General features: G+C 42.3%; 13 protein-coding genes. 8 read left to right on the top strand and 5 right to left on the bottom strand.

All coding sequences use genetic code 11. The features are described from left to right. The 3 genes from R7O12_RS17925 to R7O12_RS17915 form a co-directional block, all read left to right on the top strand. The coding region (locus tag R7O12_RS17925; protein ID WP_318126192.1) for a hypothetical protein at nucleotides 1–848 on the top strand (848 nt) is incomplete at its 5' end. Between the two features lie 238 nt (nucleotides 849–1,086). Beyond that, nucleotides 1,087–1,728 carry a phage baseplate protein gene (locus R7O12_RS17920; RefSeq protein WP_213965940.1) on the top strand — a complete coding sequence of 214 codons (642 nt, stop codon included), beginning with the start codon at nucleotides 1,087–1,089 and terminating at the stop codon, nucleotides 1,726–1,728. Further along, nucleotides 1,721–3,712 carry a tape measure protein gene (locus R7O12_RS17915; RefSeq protein ID WP_318126190.1) on the top strand — a complete coding sequence of 664 codons (1,992 nt, stop codon included), beginning with the start codon at nucleotides 1,721–1,723 and terminating at the stop codon, nucleotides 3,710–3,712. Before R7O12_RS17920 ends, R7O12_RS17915 begins: the two co-directional genes overlap by 8 nt. A gap of 263 nt (nucleotides 3,713–3,975) precedes the next feature. On the opposite strand, the gene R7O12_RS17910 is transcribed toward R7O12_RS17915, so the two are convergent. Both R7O12_RS17910 and R7O12_RS17905 read right to left on the bottom strand, forming a co-directional pair. Beyond that, nucleotides 3,976–6,432: an ABC transporter permease gene (locus R7O12_RS17910; RefSeq protein ID WP_165935323.1), complete on the bottom strand. Its 2,457-nt coding sequence runs from the start codon at nucleotides 6,430–6,432 to the stop codon at nucleotides 3,976–3,978. Further along, nucleotides 6,432–7,124 (bottom strand): ABC transporter ATP-binding protein, encoded by a 693-nt coding sequence (locus R7O12_RS17905; protein ID WP_047101137.1) that lies wholly within the window; start codon nucleotides 7,122–7,124, stop codon nucleotides 6,432–6,434. Before R7O12_RS17905 ends, R7O12_RS17910 begins: the two co-directional genes overlap by 1 nt. On the opposite strand from R7O12_RS17905, the gene tesA reads away from it, so the two are divergent. The 4 genes from tesA to R7O12_RS17885 all read left to right on the top strand — a co-directional run bounded on the left by tesA (nucleotide 7,123) and on the right by R7O12_RS17885 (nucleotide 12,828). Beyond that, nucleotides 7,123–7,725, top strand: coding sequence for a multifunctional acyl-CoA thioesterase I/protease I/lysophospholipase L1 (tesA, locus tag R7O12_RS17900; RefSeq protein ID WP_005376324.1), 603 nt, complete (start codon nucleotides 7,123–7,125; stop codon nucleotides 7,723–7,725). The genes R7O12_RS17905 and tesA overlap by 2 nt on opposite strands. Nucleotides 7,726–7,807: 82 nt before the next feature. Next, nucleotides 7,808–9,007: an enoyl-ACP reductase FabV gene (gene fabV, locus R7O12_RS17895; protein ID WP_318126189.1), complete on the top strand. Its 1,200-nt coding sequence runs from the start codon at nucleotides 7,808–7,810 to the stop codon at nucleotides 9,005–9,007. 180 nt (nucleotides 9,008–9,187) lie between these two features. After that, the gene (locus R7O12_RS17890; RefSeq protein ID WP_318126187.1) at nucleotides 9,188–11,101 is read left to right on the top strand and encodes a sensor domain-containing phosphodiesterase; all 1,914 of its coding nucleotides are present in this window, start codon (nucleotides 9,188–9,190) and stop codon (nucleotides 11,099–11,101) included. A gap of 71 nt (nucleotides 11,102–11,172) precedes the next feature. Continuing rightward, complete coding sequence (locus R7O12_RS17885; RefSeq protein WP_318126186.1) at nucleotides 11,173–12,828, top strand: ABC-ATPase domain-containing protein; 1,656 nt, start codon at nucleotides 11,173–11,175, stop codon at nucleotides 12,826–12,828. A 79-nt stretch (nucleotides 12,829–12,907) separates the two neighbouring features. Here the strand turns inward: R7O12_RS17885 and R7O12_RS17880 are convergent, their stop codons facing one another. Both R7O12_RS17880 and R7O12_RS17875 read right to left on the bottom strand, forming a co-directional pair. Continuing rightward, nucleotides 12,908–13,528 carry a DNA-J related domain-containing protein gene (locus R7O12_RS17880; RefSeq protein WP_005376328.1) on the bottom strand — a complete coding sequence of 207 codons (621 nt, stop codon included), beginning with the start codon at nucleotides 13,526–13,528 and terminating at the stop codon, nucleotides 12,908–12,910. Nucleotides 13,529–13,656: 128 nt separating this feature from the next. After that, nucleotides 13,657–14,496, bottom strand: a complete 840-nt coding sequence (locus R7O12_RS17875; protein WP_318103875.1) for an isopenicillin N synthase family dioxygenase — start codon at nucleotides 14,494–14,496, stop codon at nucleotides 13,657–13,659. A 242-nt stretch (nucleotides 14,497–14,738) separates the two neighbouring features. Here R7O12_RS17875 and R7O12_RS17870 point away from each other — a divergent pair, with 242 nt between their 5' ends. Further along, nucleotides 14,739–15,335 carry a DUF2238 domain-containing protein gene (locus R7O12_RS17870; RefSeq protein WP_005376330.1) on the top strand — a complete coding sequence of 199 codons (597 nt, stop codon included), beginning with the start codon at nucleotides 14,739–14,741 and terminating at the stop codon, nucleotides 15,333–15,335. Here R7O12_RS17870 and cutA read toward each other — a convergent pair. Beyond that, nucleotides 15,297–15,629 (bottom strand): divalent-cation tolerance protein CutA, encoded by a 333-nt coding sequence (gene cutA / locus R7O12_RS17865; protein WP_005376332.1) that lies wholly within the window; start codon nucleotides 15,627–15,629, stop codon nucleotides 15,297–15,299. The genes R7O12_RS17870 and cutA overlap by 39 nt on opposite strands. Nucleotides 15,630–15,641: the final 12 nt, after the last annotated feature.

Raw genomic sequence — 15,641 nt, 5'->3', positions numbered from 1 at the left:
TGAAACTCAGTATATTGTTTGATAATTATTCAATTTCGGACGACTTGGTTTTCTGTCCGAATTACGCAACAAAGCCCACTCAAGTGACTAAACCAGAACTTGATCAGGAACGTGTTGATAAGGTGATCAATTTCAATTTAGCTTCTTATAGATTACCTTTTATCAACACGTCCGCACCTAAAGCATTTAGTTCACGTAAAGATGAAATTACATACCTTTTAAGCGGTAGCAACCTTGTAAAAGACAATAAACTGTGTGCATATCACCACGAATTTATCCGAGAAGGATTACAACAGCTTCTAGTGACTCATGATGAATTGTTGAAAGAAGGATATAAAACAGTCTCTAGTCAAGAACACAATTTATTCCATCAATTGAGTGTTAATAAGCTTATCATGAAGAAGCCTGATTGCTTGATTGAGGAAGATATTAAAACTATCAAAGAACAAGTTGTATCTCTTATTAATGAACTTTATGAGATTGAACGTAAAGAAAAAATGGATGTTGTAAAAGCAACGAATTGGGCTCAAAACAAGCATTCTGAACAGAAAGCAGCTTATGATAAAGCTATTGCTGAATTAGCCGCTAGTGAAGCTAATAGCCTAAATGATATGTATGTTAATTTCTCACAATACTTTGATAGCATTGAGTCTAGAGATTATTGGTTCTTTGATGAGTTAAAAGATATGTGTGGAAACGCCTCAAACAAAGATATCGAAGAAGTTCTTACCCATTTAAATTTCACCCCTCTTCGTAAATATCTCGCTGATGATAAACAGCATAAACTTTGGGTGAAAGAAAATGAAGCTGAAAATCTAGACTATAAGAGTATCCAATATAACAAATAAAAATATAACATCCCCTTTTAACTAAGGGGTGGTTAAAAAGCATCATATGGAACAACTATTACAAGACTTCCCCCCTGTCCTCATGTTCCTTATCCCCCTCTTGATTATCGCTGTAATTCACACTTGGTTCGGATCTAAACAACCAGAAATGAAAGAAGATGAGTATCGCAAGTTATTGCAGAAAATCAGAGACTTAATCGATAAGGAACTGAGAAAATAATAATAAGGATAAATAAAAATGATTGTCCCAACGTATCTAATGGACTCCACCAACGGCAGACTATACGCCGATGCATTCTCAGAACTCACCCCAACTTGGAATGCTAACGTGAGTAAATATCCAATTTCAGATAAGAGCGTAATCTCAAATCATGTTATTAAACAAAACCCTATCTTAAATTTGACCTTCTATGTGGGCCGTAACCCACTTAAACAATACGATGGCTTAGTCGGGTATGAAAATGTAAATCAGCGCCCCTCTATCACTCACGACGTTCTGCTTTCTTGGTTTAACAACAGTTCAAAGCTCACAATAGTGAATGAACTGTACAATTTCTCAAATTACGTGATTACAAGCTACTCATCTCGTTCGGTTGGCACCACAGATTCGTATGAATATAAGTTAACTCTCGAACACATAAGAAACGTCAGTTATACCCGTTCAACACTTTTGCAGTTTGCAGACACCTCTAAATCTATTGATGCACAGTCTAAAACTTCTCAAAGCGACTCTAGTGCAAAATCACAGAGCGAAACAAAGAAATCGATGAGCGAACAAGTGTGGGAGTTCTACAACGACAACGGAATAACTGACCTCCAAAAGCAGAAATCAAACGAACAAGTGATTAAAGAATTCAATAATAGAGGTGCAAATGGCTAGAAAACTCCACAAATTTGTAAATGAAGTGAGTTGGCGTAATCACTTACCTTCATGGAGAAAACTAAAAAAGGATGCACAAAAACTTGGTAAAGAGTTAGGTGATGCTCCAACAGCTTCAATGGTAAAAGCCAGTAGACGACAAGAGAAAGAACTGATTGCATCAAGAACTAAACTGGCAGACAAACTACGCAGAGAAGATGCAAAGATACGTGAACAGAACAAACGTCAAGCTGCAAAAGATAGTAAAACTGGTTTTCAATCAAGTATTGCAGGTTTGACAGAAACATCAGGCTTGAAAGCTTCACAGACAGTTTTCGCAGAAAAGATGAGACAGGAGGATGCCTTAGCTAAGAAGAAGCTTAGAAATCAGGAAAGCTTTGAGAAGAAGCAACGAGAGGTGATCCGTCGTTTCGTCAGTTCAAATAGAGAATTACGTGAAATGTCTGGGGTTCAAAAGAAGATACTCATCGATAAATTGCGTGATGCTAAAACCGTTGAATCTTTACTTGCTTTGGAAAAACGACTTAAGCATGAAATAACAGACCGGAATCGACGTGAACGCACTCGAACTCGTGAACTTCAAAAGCAACAAGGCATTTCTAAGAATTTAGCCGCTAACCTTGCTGGTGTTTATGCTGTAGCAGCTAGTAGTCATGCAGTGGTTCAAACAGGACTCACATTTGAGAGCTTAGAACGATCTATGTTGGTGACTTCGGGTAGTGCTGTGAAGGCGAAAGAGAACTTCAAGTTTGTCAGAGAGGAAGCTTTACGGCTCGGTTTAGATATTCAAAACTTAACTAGTGCATACGTCCAATTTCAGGCAGCAGCAGGTAATAAGCTCTCACAAGCTGATTTACGTCAAGTTTTCGTAGGTATATCTGAGGCAAGCACTGCCCTCGGTTTATCACAAGAAAAGCAACAACGTGTTTTCACCGCCGCCACGCAAATAATTTCAAAAGGTCGCGTCCAAAGTGAGGAGTTGGTAGGTCAATTAAGTGAAAGTCTTGGTATCAGTACAAGGGCGATGACTTCAGCAGCCGTAGAAATTGGCAAGATAAGCAGAAACTTAACCCCAGCAGAGCAAGAACAACAACTTAGGAAGTTAATGGAACGTGGAGAAATCCTCGCCCACGAAATCATGCCTCAGTTTGGTAAAGAGTTAAGTAAAATTGCTAATGCTAACGATCAATTAGCATGGAGCTTGCGCACAGGATTACAACCCCAATTGTCGATTGCTCAGACGAATATCAAAGAGATTACTAACTCATTCTTTTCTGGTCTAAAACCCGCTCTAATGGCAATTACCAAGAGTTTCAACCTGTTAGCAGGTGAAGGTAAAGGTTTAGCTAAAGTGATTGGTACAGGACTTGGCTCAGCTATCAAAGCCGCATCCTTTCCATTTGCTATGTTAGGTGCCCTATGTATTGATTTATATAATGCATTCAAAGACCTAACAGGAGCTACTGACGAAGGAATTACCAAGTTTGCAACCTTTGGCGCAAAAGTATTAGGTTTATCATTTGGATTAGCTAAGCTCATTAAAGGATTCAAGATGCTTTGGAATATTGGTAGTAAGGCGGTTGGATTCTTCACTGGTGGTAGCCAAGCTGCTTCATCAATGGCTAAAGGTGTTGGTGGTATTAACACTGGTCTTCGTGGAACATTATCACTCTTCTCACGTTTGAATGTGTACCTAACCGGATTGCTTGCAGTTTGGGAAGCAAGACCGGGCGGCAGTATGAGCTTTACATCATTGTTCGGCGATTCTAAGACTGCTAAATGGTGGGACACTCCTGTACTTGATCATCTACGCAGAGCAGGAAAAGAGATTAGTTCTAACCAACAGAAAGTAGACGTTAACGTTCATGTACGTACCGATGTTGACGGTAGTGGAAACATTTTACCAATCATCAGAACAGAGATAGACAACGCTGAAGAAGATCGTATGGTTGCGTTCTATCAGAATCTAAGCCCTAGCAATTGATAGACTTCTATAAAAGACCTAAAACATTATGAAAAAACCCCACCTTATCGGTGGGGTTTTTATGTCTAGAACTACACGTAAACCAACTTTGAAGATTTGACAGACTCATTAAAATTGTCATACGCTGATGATATCAGTGGTATACAAATTCAAGCATTATCATGTAAGCCACTGATTTAATGGGCTGAGAGTCCCACTGTTTTTGTGGATAACTAAAATAAAAGTGTCATGGAGTGTTCCAAACTTGATAACACTCGCTGCGATTAAGTGTTTACTGGCGTTAACAATCTTTTCAACAAACTCATCACTACAAGTGCCAACGTAACAAATGTTGCAAGCGGTAAAGCTATCCACAATTCGGGGTGAATTTGTACATTGAGATCGAATCCATATGTCATGACTGCGGCCACACAAACTTCCGCAGCGAATACCGCAACACCACTAGCAATCAACGCCATAATTCCGTACTCGGCCCACAGGGTTGTGTTGATCCGTTTCTTACTTGAACCTAATGTGCGATACAAACGAATCTCTTGTTGACGTTGGGACAAGCTTAACCTCAGTAGAGTAAAGATGAGCAGCAGACCAGCAACAACGCCTAAAAGAGCAAGGATGGTGATTGCTGATACGATTTGCTGAATCAAAGCCTGAATTTTCTCGCCCATAGTTCGGATATCTAAAACAGAGACCGTTGGGTGAGCACGTGACATTGACGTCAACAACGCTTCATTTCCTTCTTCAATCCTATAACTGATGAGGTAAGAACCAGGTAAATTAGCCATCACGTCAGATGAGAAAATAAAATAAAAGTTAGGCTTCATGTCACGCCATTCGACATAACGGATGGTATCTACTACTGCATCGTAATTCTGACTGTTTATTACAAAGCGCAGCGTATCACCGAGTTTGATGCCTAAATCATTTGCTACATCCGCTTCTACAGATACACTCCCTTTGTTTGTCCATTCACCCGAAAGCACATCATTATATTCTGGTAGGCTGTCTCCCCATGTCAGGTTTAGCTCTCGACGTATCGCGTCAGAACCTTCTCCTTCGTACTCAACCTCTTTGACGTTTTGACCGTTGATCTCTGTTAGTCGTCCACGAATTATTGGATAAGCTTGGGACCGCGTAACTCCATTTTTATCTAGGGTTTCTAGGTAGTTATCGAGCTCATAATCACCAATGTTTAAAGCGAACACATTTGGCGCGTCTGCAGGTAAGGTTCTCTCCCAATCAGCGAGAATATCGCTGCGCACAAGCCAAATGATAGACAGCAACATCAAAGATAATGCCAAAGCACCAAACTGTAGACCGCTGGTTACTGGCGTCCGGTTGATACGACTCAACGCAAGCTTCATTGCAGAATGGGTTGACATACGTGCAAACAGCTTTGTGAGTGTGACGCTAACTGCTGCGAGTACCACAAACAGTACCGCTATACCAGTGAGCACGATCCAAACTAAGGTGTTATCAGCATACAGTAAAAGTAATGGAATAACGGGCACTAGAACAAGTAACATTCGCTTCCAAGAACGTTGCGCTTTACCCTGCTGTAGCACTTCTAACGCGGGAGTTTTAATCAAGCCTAAAAGTGGTATACCGAGAGCAGGCACCGTAATCAAGACTGCTGAGATAAATGCCACCAAAAATGGTGTGACGCCGTAACTAGGGAGTGGGTCGGGTAATAAGTCTTTGAGTGGAATACGTAATAAATATTCCAGCCCGCTCCCTAACAATAGACCGACGACACTGGCACTAATGAGAAGGATTGTGACTTGAATAAATAACCACTTTTCAATCCATCGGCGGCTCGCACCAAGACTTTTCAACATCGCGATAGTTTGTGTCCGGCTGTTCACGTAATTTTGACAAGTAAGAACCAATGTTGTCGCTGCCATAATGATGACAATCGCTACGGTCAAAGACAGATACTGCGTCGTGCGTTCAAAAACCTCATTACTACGACTGGCAGTATCTTGCGTGCGCCAGCGATCGCTCGGAGAAAGCTGCGTATCATCTTGTAAGCTCTTTAGTGTTTTATCATCGGCTTGTAAAAATAGACGGTATTGAACTCGACTCCCAACTTGAATTGCTCCTGTTTTATCTACGTCACTTTGATGAATGTATGCAGAAGGCATTTGCTGAAATGGATTAAAGCTCAAGCCTGGTTCCATCAATACTGCGCCTGATACAGTAAACTCGGCATCGCCTATCGTGACGCTGTCACCTGAATTTACGTTTAGTTGAGTCATAATCCGCTCATCAAGCCAGAGTTGGTTCTCTTTAACGCGACCGGCCGGATTATTTTCAAGAACGAGCTCTCCCATTAAAGGGTAATTATCATCCACCGCCCTTACAGAAATAAGCTGCATACCATTATCGCTAAATGCCATAGTGGCAAATCGCGTCATCATCGAACGTTCAAGGTTTTCAGTCGAGGTTAACAACGTGTCCGGAATGGGATTAGCTGACACAAACACCGCATCTGCCGTTAATGCGTCCTTCCCTTGCTTGACGATCACCTGCTCCATTCGTTCTGCTAATGCAGAAAGCGCAAAGATACTCGCAATCACGAGAATAAGAGCAACGCTAATAGGCCAAAGGTTCCCCTGCCTTATTTCGCCGAAACTCCAACGTATCAAACTTTTATTCGGCGAGTGCTGTGTTGTACTGTTTTGCTCTGTGGATGTTGCTTCACTTGATGATACTGCAGACATTACATCTCCTCCTTAAGCTCACCCGCCTCCATACGATAAATACGGTCACATCGGCTTGCTAGATGACCATCGTGTGTTACTAAAATCAGAGTTGTCCCGTGCTGTTCATTAAGATCGAATAGCAGCTCAATCACTTTGTCTGCGGTTTGATGGTCAAGATTGCCGGTAGGCTCGTCTGCGAACAACAGCTCAGGCTGTGTCATAAATGCACGCGCTAGCGCAACTCGCTGTTGTTCACCACCAGATAACTGGCTTGGTAGATGATCGACACGTTTTTCCAATCCAACAGCAGCTAATAATTCCGCTGCTCTTGCTTCATCTTCGGCTTCACCACGTAAAAGACAAGGAAGCGTGACATTACGTAATGCACTCAAACTCGGGATTAACAAGAAACTTTGGAAAACGAAACCTAAAGAGTCAGCCCGAATTTTCGCACGTGCTTCATCGTCCAGTTTTGATAATTCATGACCTAATAAAGTAATTTCGCCTGATGTCGGCGTATCAAGACCAGCTAGCAACGTCATCAATGTTGACTTACCTGCACCGGAAGTTCCGACGATGGCGATTTTTTCTCCTTTTCGGATGTCAACATTTACGTCTTTGAGGATTGTTAATTGTTCTTGATTAGTAGAGACTTGTTTAGAAACCAAATTGGCTTGAACAATAGGTGCATTAAGTACAGGTGTTTGCATGATTCGTATACTTTCCTTAGTTCTATTTTTTTGTTTTTCCGCTACTGCACATGCGAGCGAAAAGCTACTTGTCTTGGGTGATAGCTTGAGTGCAGGCTATCAGATGCCGATCGAAGAGAGTTGGCCTAGCTTACTCCCTGATGCGTTGTCAGAACATGGTCAAGATGTAACAGTTATTAATGCCAGCATTTCTGGCGATACCACTGGCAATGGCTTAGCACGGTTACCTCAGTTGCTAACTCAGCATAGCCCGGACATGGTACTTATTGAGTTAGGTGCCAACGATGGACTGAGAGGTTTCCCTCCTAAACTTATTACGTCAAATCTTTCAAAAATGATTACCATGATAAAAGATTCTGGTGCGGACGTTGTCATGATGCAAATTCGGGTTCCACCTAATTATGGTAAGCGCTATAGCGATATGTTTTACGATATCTACCCTAAGCTTGCACAGCATCAACAAGTTGCCTTGATGCCATTCTTCTTAGAGCATGTTGTCACCAAACCAGAATGGATGATGGATGATGGCCTTCACCCAAAACCAGATGCACAACCTTGGATCGCTGATTTCGTTGCTCAAGAATTAATTAAACATCTCTAATTTTAATGGTCTAGCTCAATAAGTTTTACGTAACTTTACGTTAATCTATTTTCAATTCCACTCATCGAGGATAGATAACAACATGCGAATAGAACCGTTAATTCAAGGTGTTGTTGCTCGCTCTGCGCACCCCAAAGGGTGTCATGCATCTATTAAAGAGCAAATTGAATACGTAAAACGCGCCCCACAGATCAAAAAAGGCCCAAAACGGGTTTTAATTATTGGTGCCTCCTCTGGTTTCGGCCTAGCGGCCCGAATAGCCCTAACGTTCGGTGGCGCTAACGCCGATACCATTGGCGTCTCATTTGAGCGTGGCCCTTCAGAGAAAGGGGTTGGGAGTGCGGGTTGGTATAACAACGTCTTTTTTAAGCAAGAAGCAAATCAAACCGGGCATACCGCAATAAATATTGTTGGTGATGCATTCTCTGGTTCGGTGCGCAATCAAGTGATTGAAGCCATTGAAACGTACTTTGAGGGTGAAGTTGACTTAGTCATCTATAGCTTGGCAACCGGTGTTCGACCTAAACCTGAATCTGATGAGTTTTGGCGCAGTGTCATTAAACCTATTGGTGAGTCTGTCACTGGCGCTTCTATCATGCTGGAGAACGATAAGTGGATAGAAACCACCTTAACGCCAGCAACAGAAGAAGAAGCCAACGCCACCATTAAAGTAATGGGCGGCGAAGACTGGGAAAGCTGGATTGACACACTCATCAATAACGACTCTATTGCAAACGGCTGCAAAACCATCGCCTTTTCTTACATGGGCCCTGACATTACGCACCCAATTTATCTCGATGGTACGTTAGGTCGAGCGAAAATCGATTTACACCAAACCAGTCATTCATTAAACCTCAAACTCGCCAACTTTGACGGCGGTGCTTACGCAACCGTGTGTAAGGCGTTGGTGACGAAAGCCAGTGTATTCATCCCTGCTCTAAGCCCTTACCTGTTAGCGCTTTATCGAGTGACGAAGGAAAAAGGTACTCACGAACGCTGTATTGAACAAATGCAGCGGCTGTTTACTACGAAGTTATACGATCAAGAGAAAGTGCCAGTTGACGGTGAACGCTTGATTCGAATAGATGACTTGGAACTTGAACCGCAAGTTCAACAAGAAGTCCACGCTCTTTTAGAACAAATGAATGCTGATAACTTTAAAGAGATTGGTGATTACCAAGGTTTCAAAGATGAATTTATGAAGCTCAATGGCTTTAACTTTAAAGATGTCGACTATTCGCAAGATATTTCTATTGAATCGTTAATGTCGCTTAAGCCTTGATGCTTGTTATCTGTTTCAAGGATGAGATATGTGGCAACTATTCCTAGTCCTGAACACTTTTCAGGACTTTTTTTTGTTTCGAGCCCTAGCCACCCTATACTTAATTAAAAAGCGAGAACAAAATAGAGCAGTCTGCATTTTTAATTCACAGGAAGTGAAACCACGTAAAGGATGACCTATATGGGGAGATTGCAAACATTAGACTACGAAATCCCTGAGTCTATGCGAAGAAGTTGGCAGGAAATCGTCAACTTACTGGCTCAAATAACACACGTACCCACCACATTAATTATGCGTATCCATCCGGATCGCATAGAAGTAAATACATCTAGCGAAACTCTAGGTAATCCTTATCGTACTGGCGATGCAGAGCAGCTTGGTAACGGTTTGTATTGCGAGCAAGTTATAGAACAGAGAGGCGAGCTTGTAATCCCCAATGCGCTTGAAGATGAAGAATGGCAAAATAACCCAGACATCAAACTAGGCATGATTTCTTATTGCGGTTTACCGCTATTCTGGCCAAATGGGGAGACATTTGGAACAATCTGTATGCTTGACTCTGAGAGAAACGAGTACAGCGATAGTTACCGTCAGTTGCTTGAAACTTTCAAAGATTCAATCGAAGCACAGCTTTCAGTTGTGTACCAACAACATAAGCTTCAGCGACTTAACACCGAGCTAAAGAGTCGAATTGAAAATCGTACCACGGATTTAGCCCAGTTAAGTTACTCCTTAACACAAGAAATTGATCGCCGTAAAGCCGCGGAAAAACAAGTGAGCTACCAAAAAACACATGATCAGGGGACTGGATTTCTAAATCGTTCTGCACTTGAGAACATTGTCCAATACACCTTACAGTCGCTTGATAGTGATCAGCAATCGCTTGTGGTCATCAACATTGGTTTTAGTAACGCTCGCAGTATTCAGACCAGGCACGGGTTCGAGGTCTTTGACAACATTTTAAAAGAATTTCACTCCAGATTAACCAGACACGGTGCTAGCGGATTTATCACTGGTAGACCAAGTTCGAATGACATGGTTTTATTGATTTGGGGAGAGGATATTGAAGCTCGGTTAAATCAACTATTAGATGATATCACTAAAATTAGCGTAGATGGATTTGTCTTCAACAAAACAGAAATACATTTGCACACGTATATCGGTATAGTTCAAGCTTACAAAGATTGCAGCAATGCTAAGCGTATCCTTCAACATGCATGTTACGCGATGCTTCTATGTAAAGAATCCGGCGAACCTTTTAGTTATTTTAGAGAAAATCATTCGGCGGATCTCAATAGTCACAATGAACTGGAAAGTTACCTTTTACAAGCAGTGCGTAACGACGATTTAGTGTTGTACTTTCAACCTCAAGTAGACTCCAAAACACGTAAATGGATTGGCGCAGAAGCCTTGCTTCGTTGGAGACATCCAATACTTGGCGACGTTTCCAACGAAGCATTGATACATATGGCCGAACAAAACGGGCTTATCTTTGAAGTTGGCTCTTTTGTTCTGCGTACCGCGATAGACAAAGCGAAACAATGGTCTGAGTTAATCGATAACTTCAAAATTGCCGTCAACGTTTCTCCCATTCAATTACAAAACGTAAATTTTGCAGAACAAGTGCAACACCTACTCGACACTTTCCATTTGCCAGCACACTTTCTCGAACTCGAAGTAACCGAGAGCGCTCTAATTGCTGATGAAATAGTAGCACGCACAACGTTAAATAAGTTGCACAAACTAGGTGTGACATTGTCACTTGATGATTTTGGTACAGGATATGCTTCGTTCAGCTATTTAAAGAAATATCCGTTTGATGCCATCAAAATTGATAAAAGCTTCGTCCAGCAAATGGAAAAGTCAGATGATGATCGCGAGATCATTTGTTCAATCATACACATTGCAAAAAAACTGGAACTCCAAGTAGTGATCGAGGGCATTGAATCCCACCAACAAGAGCAGTTTCTTATTGGTGAGGGTTGTGATATCGGACAAGGTTTTCTTTATGGTAAACCTATGCCTTGTAATGAATTTGAGCAAAGTTTGTTTAATCAGCGCCTTTCTGGCGGGCAATACGCCTACTCTTCCTAAGCATTCTCTTTACTATGAGGGCGGTGGTTTCTATAATCGCCGCCCGCTTCTATTAAAAGGCCAATATCTTCATGGATCAGTTGACTGCCACGCTTAAGAAAATTGAAAAGCAGAACTACCGAGCTTATCAGCAAATCAAAGGTCAATACGACTTCACTGATTTCACTTTGTTTATCGATCATGTACAGGGTGACCCTTATGCATCGGCGTCACGTTTTCGTGCGACTCGCGCATGGTCTTTGACTGGTCTTGAGTGGCTAAGAGACGAGTCTCCTGCATTTCAAAGAGCTGCACGTGATTTTATTGCGCGTAGTTTTGAACAGTTTGCTAAACAAGAAAACTCAGTATCAATTTCACTGACAGGCCAAACTGTACTGGATAGCACCGCGGTGTTGTTTACTGAAGAAGGTATTGAACTGCGTTTTCGAGTTAACTTACCAGCCGAAGGTCGTTCAGTATTGGGGAAAAAAGCCAACAACATACTGACTTTCCACCTGCCTAAGTTTATCCGTCGAGCAACTTTAGAGCGTGAACTCGACAAAGCCGCTTTAATTAAGCACTGCCAAGTTGTTGAAGACCAAGATGCCCTACGAGAACAGTTAGAGGCCAATAACTTAGTCGCGTTTGTCGCAAACGGCAGTATTCTTCCTCGAATTGCAGGTAATTGCGACCTTCCAATGAAAGAAGCCGTTGAGTTTAAAGCCCCTGAATCTCTACAAGTCACTTTACATGCGCCAAACAAGGGCCATGTCACAGGATTAGGAATTCCAAAAGGTATCACACTGATTGTAGGTGGTGGCTTCCACGGTAAATCTACCTTATTAAATGCAATAGAGCGTTCAATTTACGATCATATTCCAGGAGATGGTCGCGAATACATTGTTGCCGATAACAAGGCTATGAAGATTCGTGCCGAAGATGGCCGATGCGTACACCACTTGAACCTGTCAAACTACATCAACCATTTACCGATGGGTAAAGATACGGCGGACTTTTCTACTCAAGACGCATCAGGCTCAACGTCGCAAGCCGCTTGGCTTCAAGAGTCTATTGAAGCGGGTGCAAGCACATTATTGATTGATGAAGATACTTCTGCTACCAACTTCATGATTAGAGATGAGCGTATGCAGGCATTGGTGGCAAAAGGTGATGAGCCAATTACTCCTCTCGTCGACCGCATTGGTCAATTACGAGATGATCTTGATACCTCTACCATTATCGTTATGGGTGGGTCGGGCGACTACTTAGACGTTGCCGATACCGTCATTCAAATGCACGACTACCAAGCCGTTGATGTGACTGAAAAAGCGAAAGAAGTTATCGCTCAGCACCCTACTCAACGCCATAACGAGTCAGAAGAACGTTTACAGACCTTCCCACCTCGAGCACTGAACCGCGTTGCGTTGATGAATATTCTTACTGACGGCAAGTTCCGTGTGAATGCGAAAGGCAAAGAGTCACTTCGATTTGGTAAAGAGTTTACTGATCTTAGCGCTTTGGAACAGATAGAGTCAGCCGATGAAGTCAACACAATTGGCTGGTTATGGTTCCAAATTGCTCAACTTCCAGGTTGGTGTAATCATCCGGCGAAGGAGATTGAAGAAATGCTGTCTGGTGAGTGGCATGCCGCTCTTCCTAAGCAAGGCGACTTAGCCAAACCACGCACACTAGACGTTATGGCTGCCCTCAACCGCATGCGAAAATCTCAGTTTAAGTCATCATGCTAGTTTTGATACGCTGACAGAGACAGTTCAATCAAAAGGCAGCTATAGTTAGCTGCCTTCCTTTATCTTTATTCTTAGCGAATCATTCGTTTCTCAGTACATTCCACGCTTCACAAAGAACTCTAAATCTTTCTGCATCGCCATTTTCTCGATCAGGATGCCAACGAAGCGCGAGTTTTCGCCATTGTTTTCTAATTTCCGCAGGCGTAGCGTCAGTGTTAAGTTCAAATAGTGACAGTGCCTTTGTCTTATCTACGCTGGCTACTGACGAACCACCGATGAACTTTTGATAAGTTGTCCAAAATTCATTCAACAGTCGACGCACTTCATCTTCGTCCGCTTCGTAATTGCGCCAATCTAAGTAATACTCACGCAAAGGATCATGAATATCGATCTTATGCCTCAAAGCTTCCATCGAAGACATGAGCTGAATATCCATGGCTTCGACTTGAAGCCAGCTATCCGGATACAGAGTGTCTTGCAGTTGATATAATGCATTCATGATCAGGAAATTTCTTTTGAATAAATCCTTATCGGGAGAGTCGTCCAGCTTTGAAATATAACCTTGTTCACCCAACGAGCTTGCCAAGGTGTGCACTTTCCAATTAGAGGGCTGTTTTCTCAGAATTTCTAACATTGGCCAAAGCAGCGGATTTTCTATTGCATGAGGCTCAATACTATTGACAGTACGTTGTCCTTCCATTCATCCTCTCTGACACGAGTTTAGGGCCCCATTCACGGCACAAAAAACATAATTTCCACTTTGTAGCATAAATGCAAAAAGGCCGATAGTCATTCACCATCGGCCTTTGTAAGGAGATCACGTAAAGGTTAAATAACCCCTAGCTCACGTAAACGTTCCATAAGGTAGCTATGTGCAGTGTAGCGCTCAGATAACACCACTTCCGGCTTTGGATGCAGGAACAACGGTAATGAGATACGTGACTTTTCTTGACGGCCACCCGTAGGGTTGATTACACGGTGAGTCGTTGAAGGGAAATAACCACCTGACGCTTCTTGAAGCATATCACCAATGTTGATGATTAAGTTTCCGAAGTCACATGGTACATCGATCCAATCACCCTCTTTACTCTTTACTTGCAGTCCAGGCTCATTGGCAGCAGGCAAAACCGTTAGCAGGTTAATGTCTTCATGCGCAGCAGCGCGAATAGCGCCGGGCTCTTCTTCGCCTGTCATCGGTGGGTAGTGAAGCACGCGTAGTAATGTTTTGTCGCTGTTATTGATCATTTCTGACAACGCGATAGAGAACTTCTCTTGAACGTCCTTAGGTGCGTACGCTTCAACCCAACCTAATAGCTCTTGAGCAAATGCATTGGCACGCTCGTAGTACTCTAAGATTTCAGCTTTAAGCTGCTCTGGGATCTGCCCCCAAGGGTAAACATGAAAGTACTCTTTGATGTCTTTCACTTTGTGCCCTTTCGCTACTTCAGACACTGAAGGTGGGAAATAGCCATCTTGGGTGTCTGCGTTAAAGTGAAAATCATTCTTTTGATCTGAACAGAAAAACTCATGCCAGTTTTTGTAAATTGACTCTACAAGCTCTTGTGGAATCGGGTGGTTTTTCAACACACCGAACCCCGTTTCGCGTAGAGAGGTAACGAACTGTTGAGCAGCATCGTCAGCAAGATAATCGACAGTTTCCAGTTTCATGGCTTTACTTCTTTTTTATTAGACTGAATCATGGATTCTATGGATGGGCATGTTGTAAATCAAACTTTAATGAAAAGTGCACGCGCAAACGTTTTAATGTTGAGCAGTTTGCCAATAAATCAACATTTTCAGTGATCAAAAAACCCATTAAAATATCAATTGCACACCGTTCAATTAAGTGCAATCATTAACACAATCTATGGAGTCCCACTGTAAGATAAATTGAAGGATCAAGTAACTCTATGAAAAGCACCTCGACACTCTTAGGATTAACGATTTTTTATGCCATCGTGTTTTTATTTTCTGCGTTGGAACCTAACTCACGCGCAGTTTGGTTTGCGGAGATTATCCCTGCGATTGGTATTCTTGTTGCTATTTGGGCGATTTCGATTCGCTATCAGTTCAGTAATACGGCTTACTTTTTAATGTTCATCTGGCTCTGTTTGCACACTATCGGTGCGAAATATACGTTCTCCGAAGTGCCGTTTGACTGGTTTAACGACATGATTGGTTCAGAGCGAAATAATTTTGATCGCGTTGCGCACTTTTCAATTGGCCTTTACGCATATCCGATCGCTGAATACTTGATAAACAAAAAACGGTTCAACAAAGCGTTCTCTTGCTGGTTTGCTTTGTTTGCTATCATGTCACTTGCTGCTGGCTATGAGATTATCGAATGGTGGTATGCGGAGTTGGCTGGTGGCGATGAGGGAATTGCCTTTCTGGGCTCGCAAGGTGACATATGGGACGCCCAGAAAGATATGTTGTGCGATACCGTTGGTGCAGTGTTGTCGTTATTCTTAATGTCGGCTCAACGTCGATTCTCTCAACCATTCTAAATAAGGGTTAAACCCATCAACAATTGGAACCTGTACGATTTGAGCTACCTCGTATTCGTGCAGGTTTTCTATTTTCTCTTCCACCAATTCATAAAGTTCTCGACGAGTTTTGATCACCAGCAACCATTCGTTGTCAGTACAAATCTCCCCTTTCCACACATAGTGACTTTCAATAGGCATCGTTTGAATACACGCGGCTAATTGAGCATCTAGCAAACCTTTAATGATCTGATCTCGATTTTTTTCATTACTGGTTGTACTTAAAACCATGCAATAGTCATGTTTCATACTCATTTTCTAGCCCTT

The sequence above is a fragment of the Vibrio sp. Vb1574 genome (genome assembly GCF_033338675.1).
Note: the sequence above shows the minus strand (reverse complement) of the source record. Positions and strands in the feature narration are given on the sequence as shown.

Excerpts from the sequence above, each read along its gene's own strand:
- R7O12_RS17875 (WP_318103875.1), bottom strand. The coding sequence starts at position 14,496 with ATGAAACTGGAAACTGTCGATTATCTTGCTGACGATGCTGCTCAACAG.
- R7O12_RS17905 (WP_047101137.1), bottom strand. The coding sequence starts at position 7,124 with ATGCAAACACCTGTACTTAATGCACCTATTGTTCAAGCCAATTTGGTT.
- fabV (WP_318126189.1), top strand. The coding sequence starts at position 7,808 with ATGCGAATAGAACCGTTAATTCAAGGTGTTGTTGCTCGCTCTGCGCAC.
- cutA (WP_005376332.1), bottom strand. The coding sequence starts at position 15,629 with ATGAGTATGAAACATGACTATTGCATGGTTTTAAGTACAACCAGTAAT.
- R7O12_RS17870 (WP_005376330.1), top strand. The coding sequence starts at position 14,739 with ATGAAAAGCACCTCGACACTCTTAGGATTAACGATTTTTTATGCCATC.
- tesA (WP_005376324.1), top strand. The coding sequence starts at position 7,123 with ATGATTCGTATACTTTCCTTAGTTCTATTTTTTTGTTTTTCCGCTACT.
- R7O12_RS17885 (WP_318126186.1), top strand. The coding sequence starts at position 11,173 with ATGGATCAGTTGACTGCCACGCTTAAGAAAATTGAAAAGCAGAACTAC.
- R7O12_RS17920 (WP_213965940.1), top strand. The coding sequence starts at position 1,087 with ATGATTGTCCCAACGTATCTAATGGACTCCACCAACGGCAGACTATAC.
- R7O12_RS17910 (WP_165935323.1), bottom strand. The coding sequence starts at position 6,432 with ATGTCTGCAGTATCATCAAGTGAAGCAACATCCACAGAGCAAAACAGT.
- R7O12_RS17915 (WP_318126190.1), top strand. The coding sequence starts at position 1,721 with ATGGCTAGAAAACTCCACAAATTTGTAAATGAAGTGAGTTGGCGTAAT.
- R7O12_RS17890 (WP_318126187.1), top strand. The coding sequence starts at position 9,188 with ATGGGGAGATTGCAAACATTAGACTACGAAATCCCTGAGTCTATGCGA.
- R7O12_RS17880 (WP_005376328.1), bottom strand. The coding sequence starts at position 13,528 with ATGGAAGGACAACGTACTGTCAATAGTATTGAGCCTCATGCAATAGAA.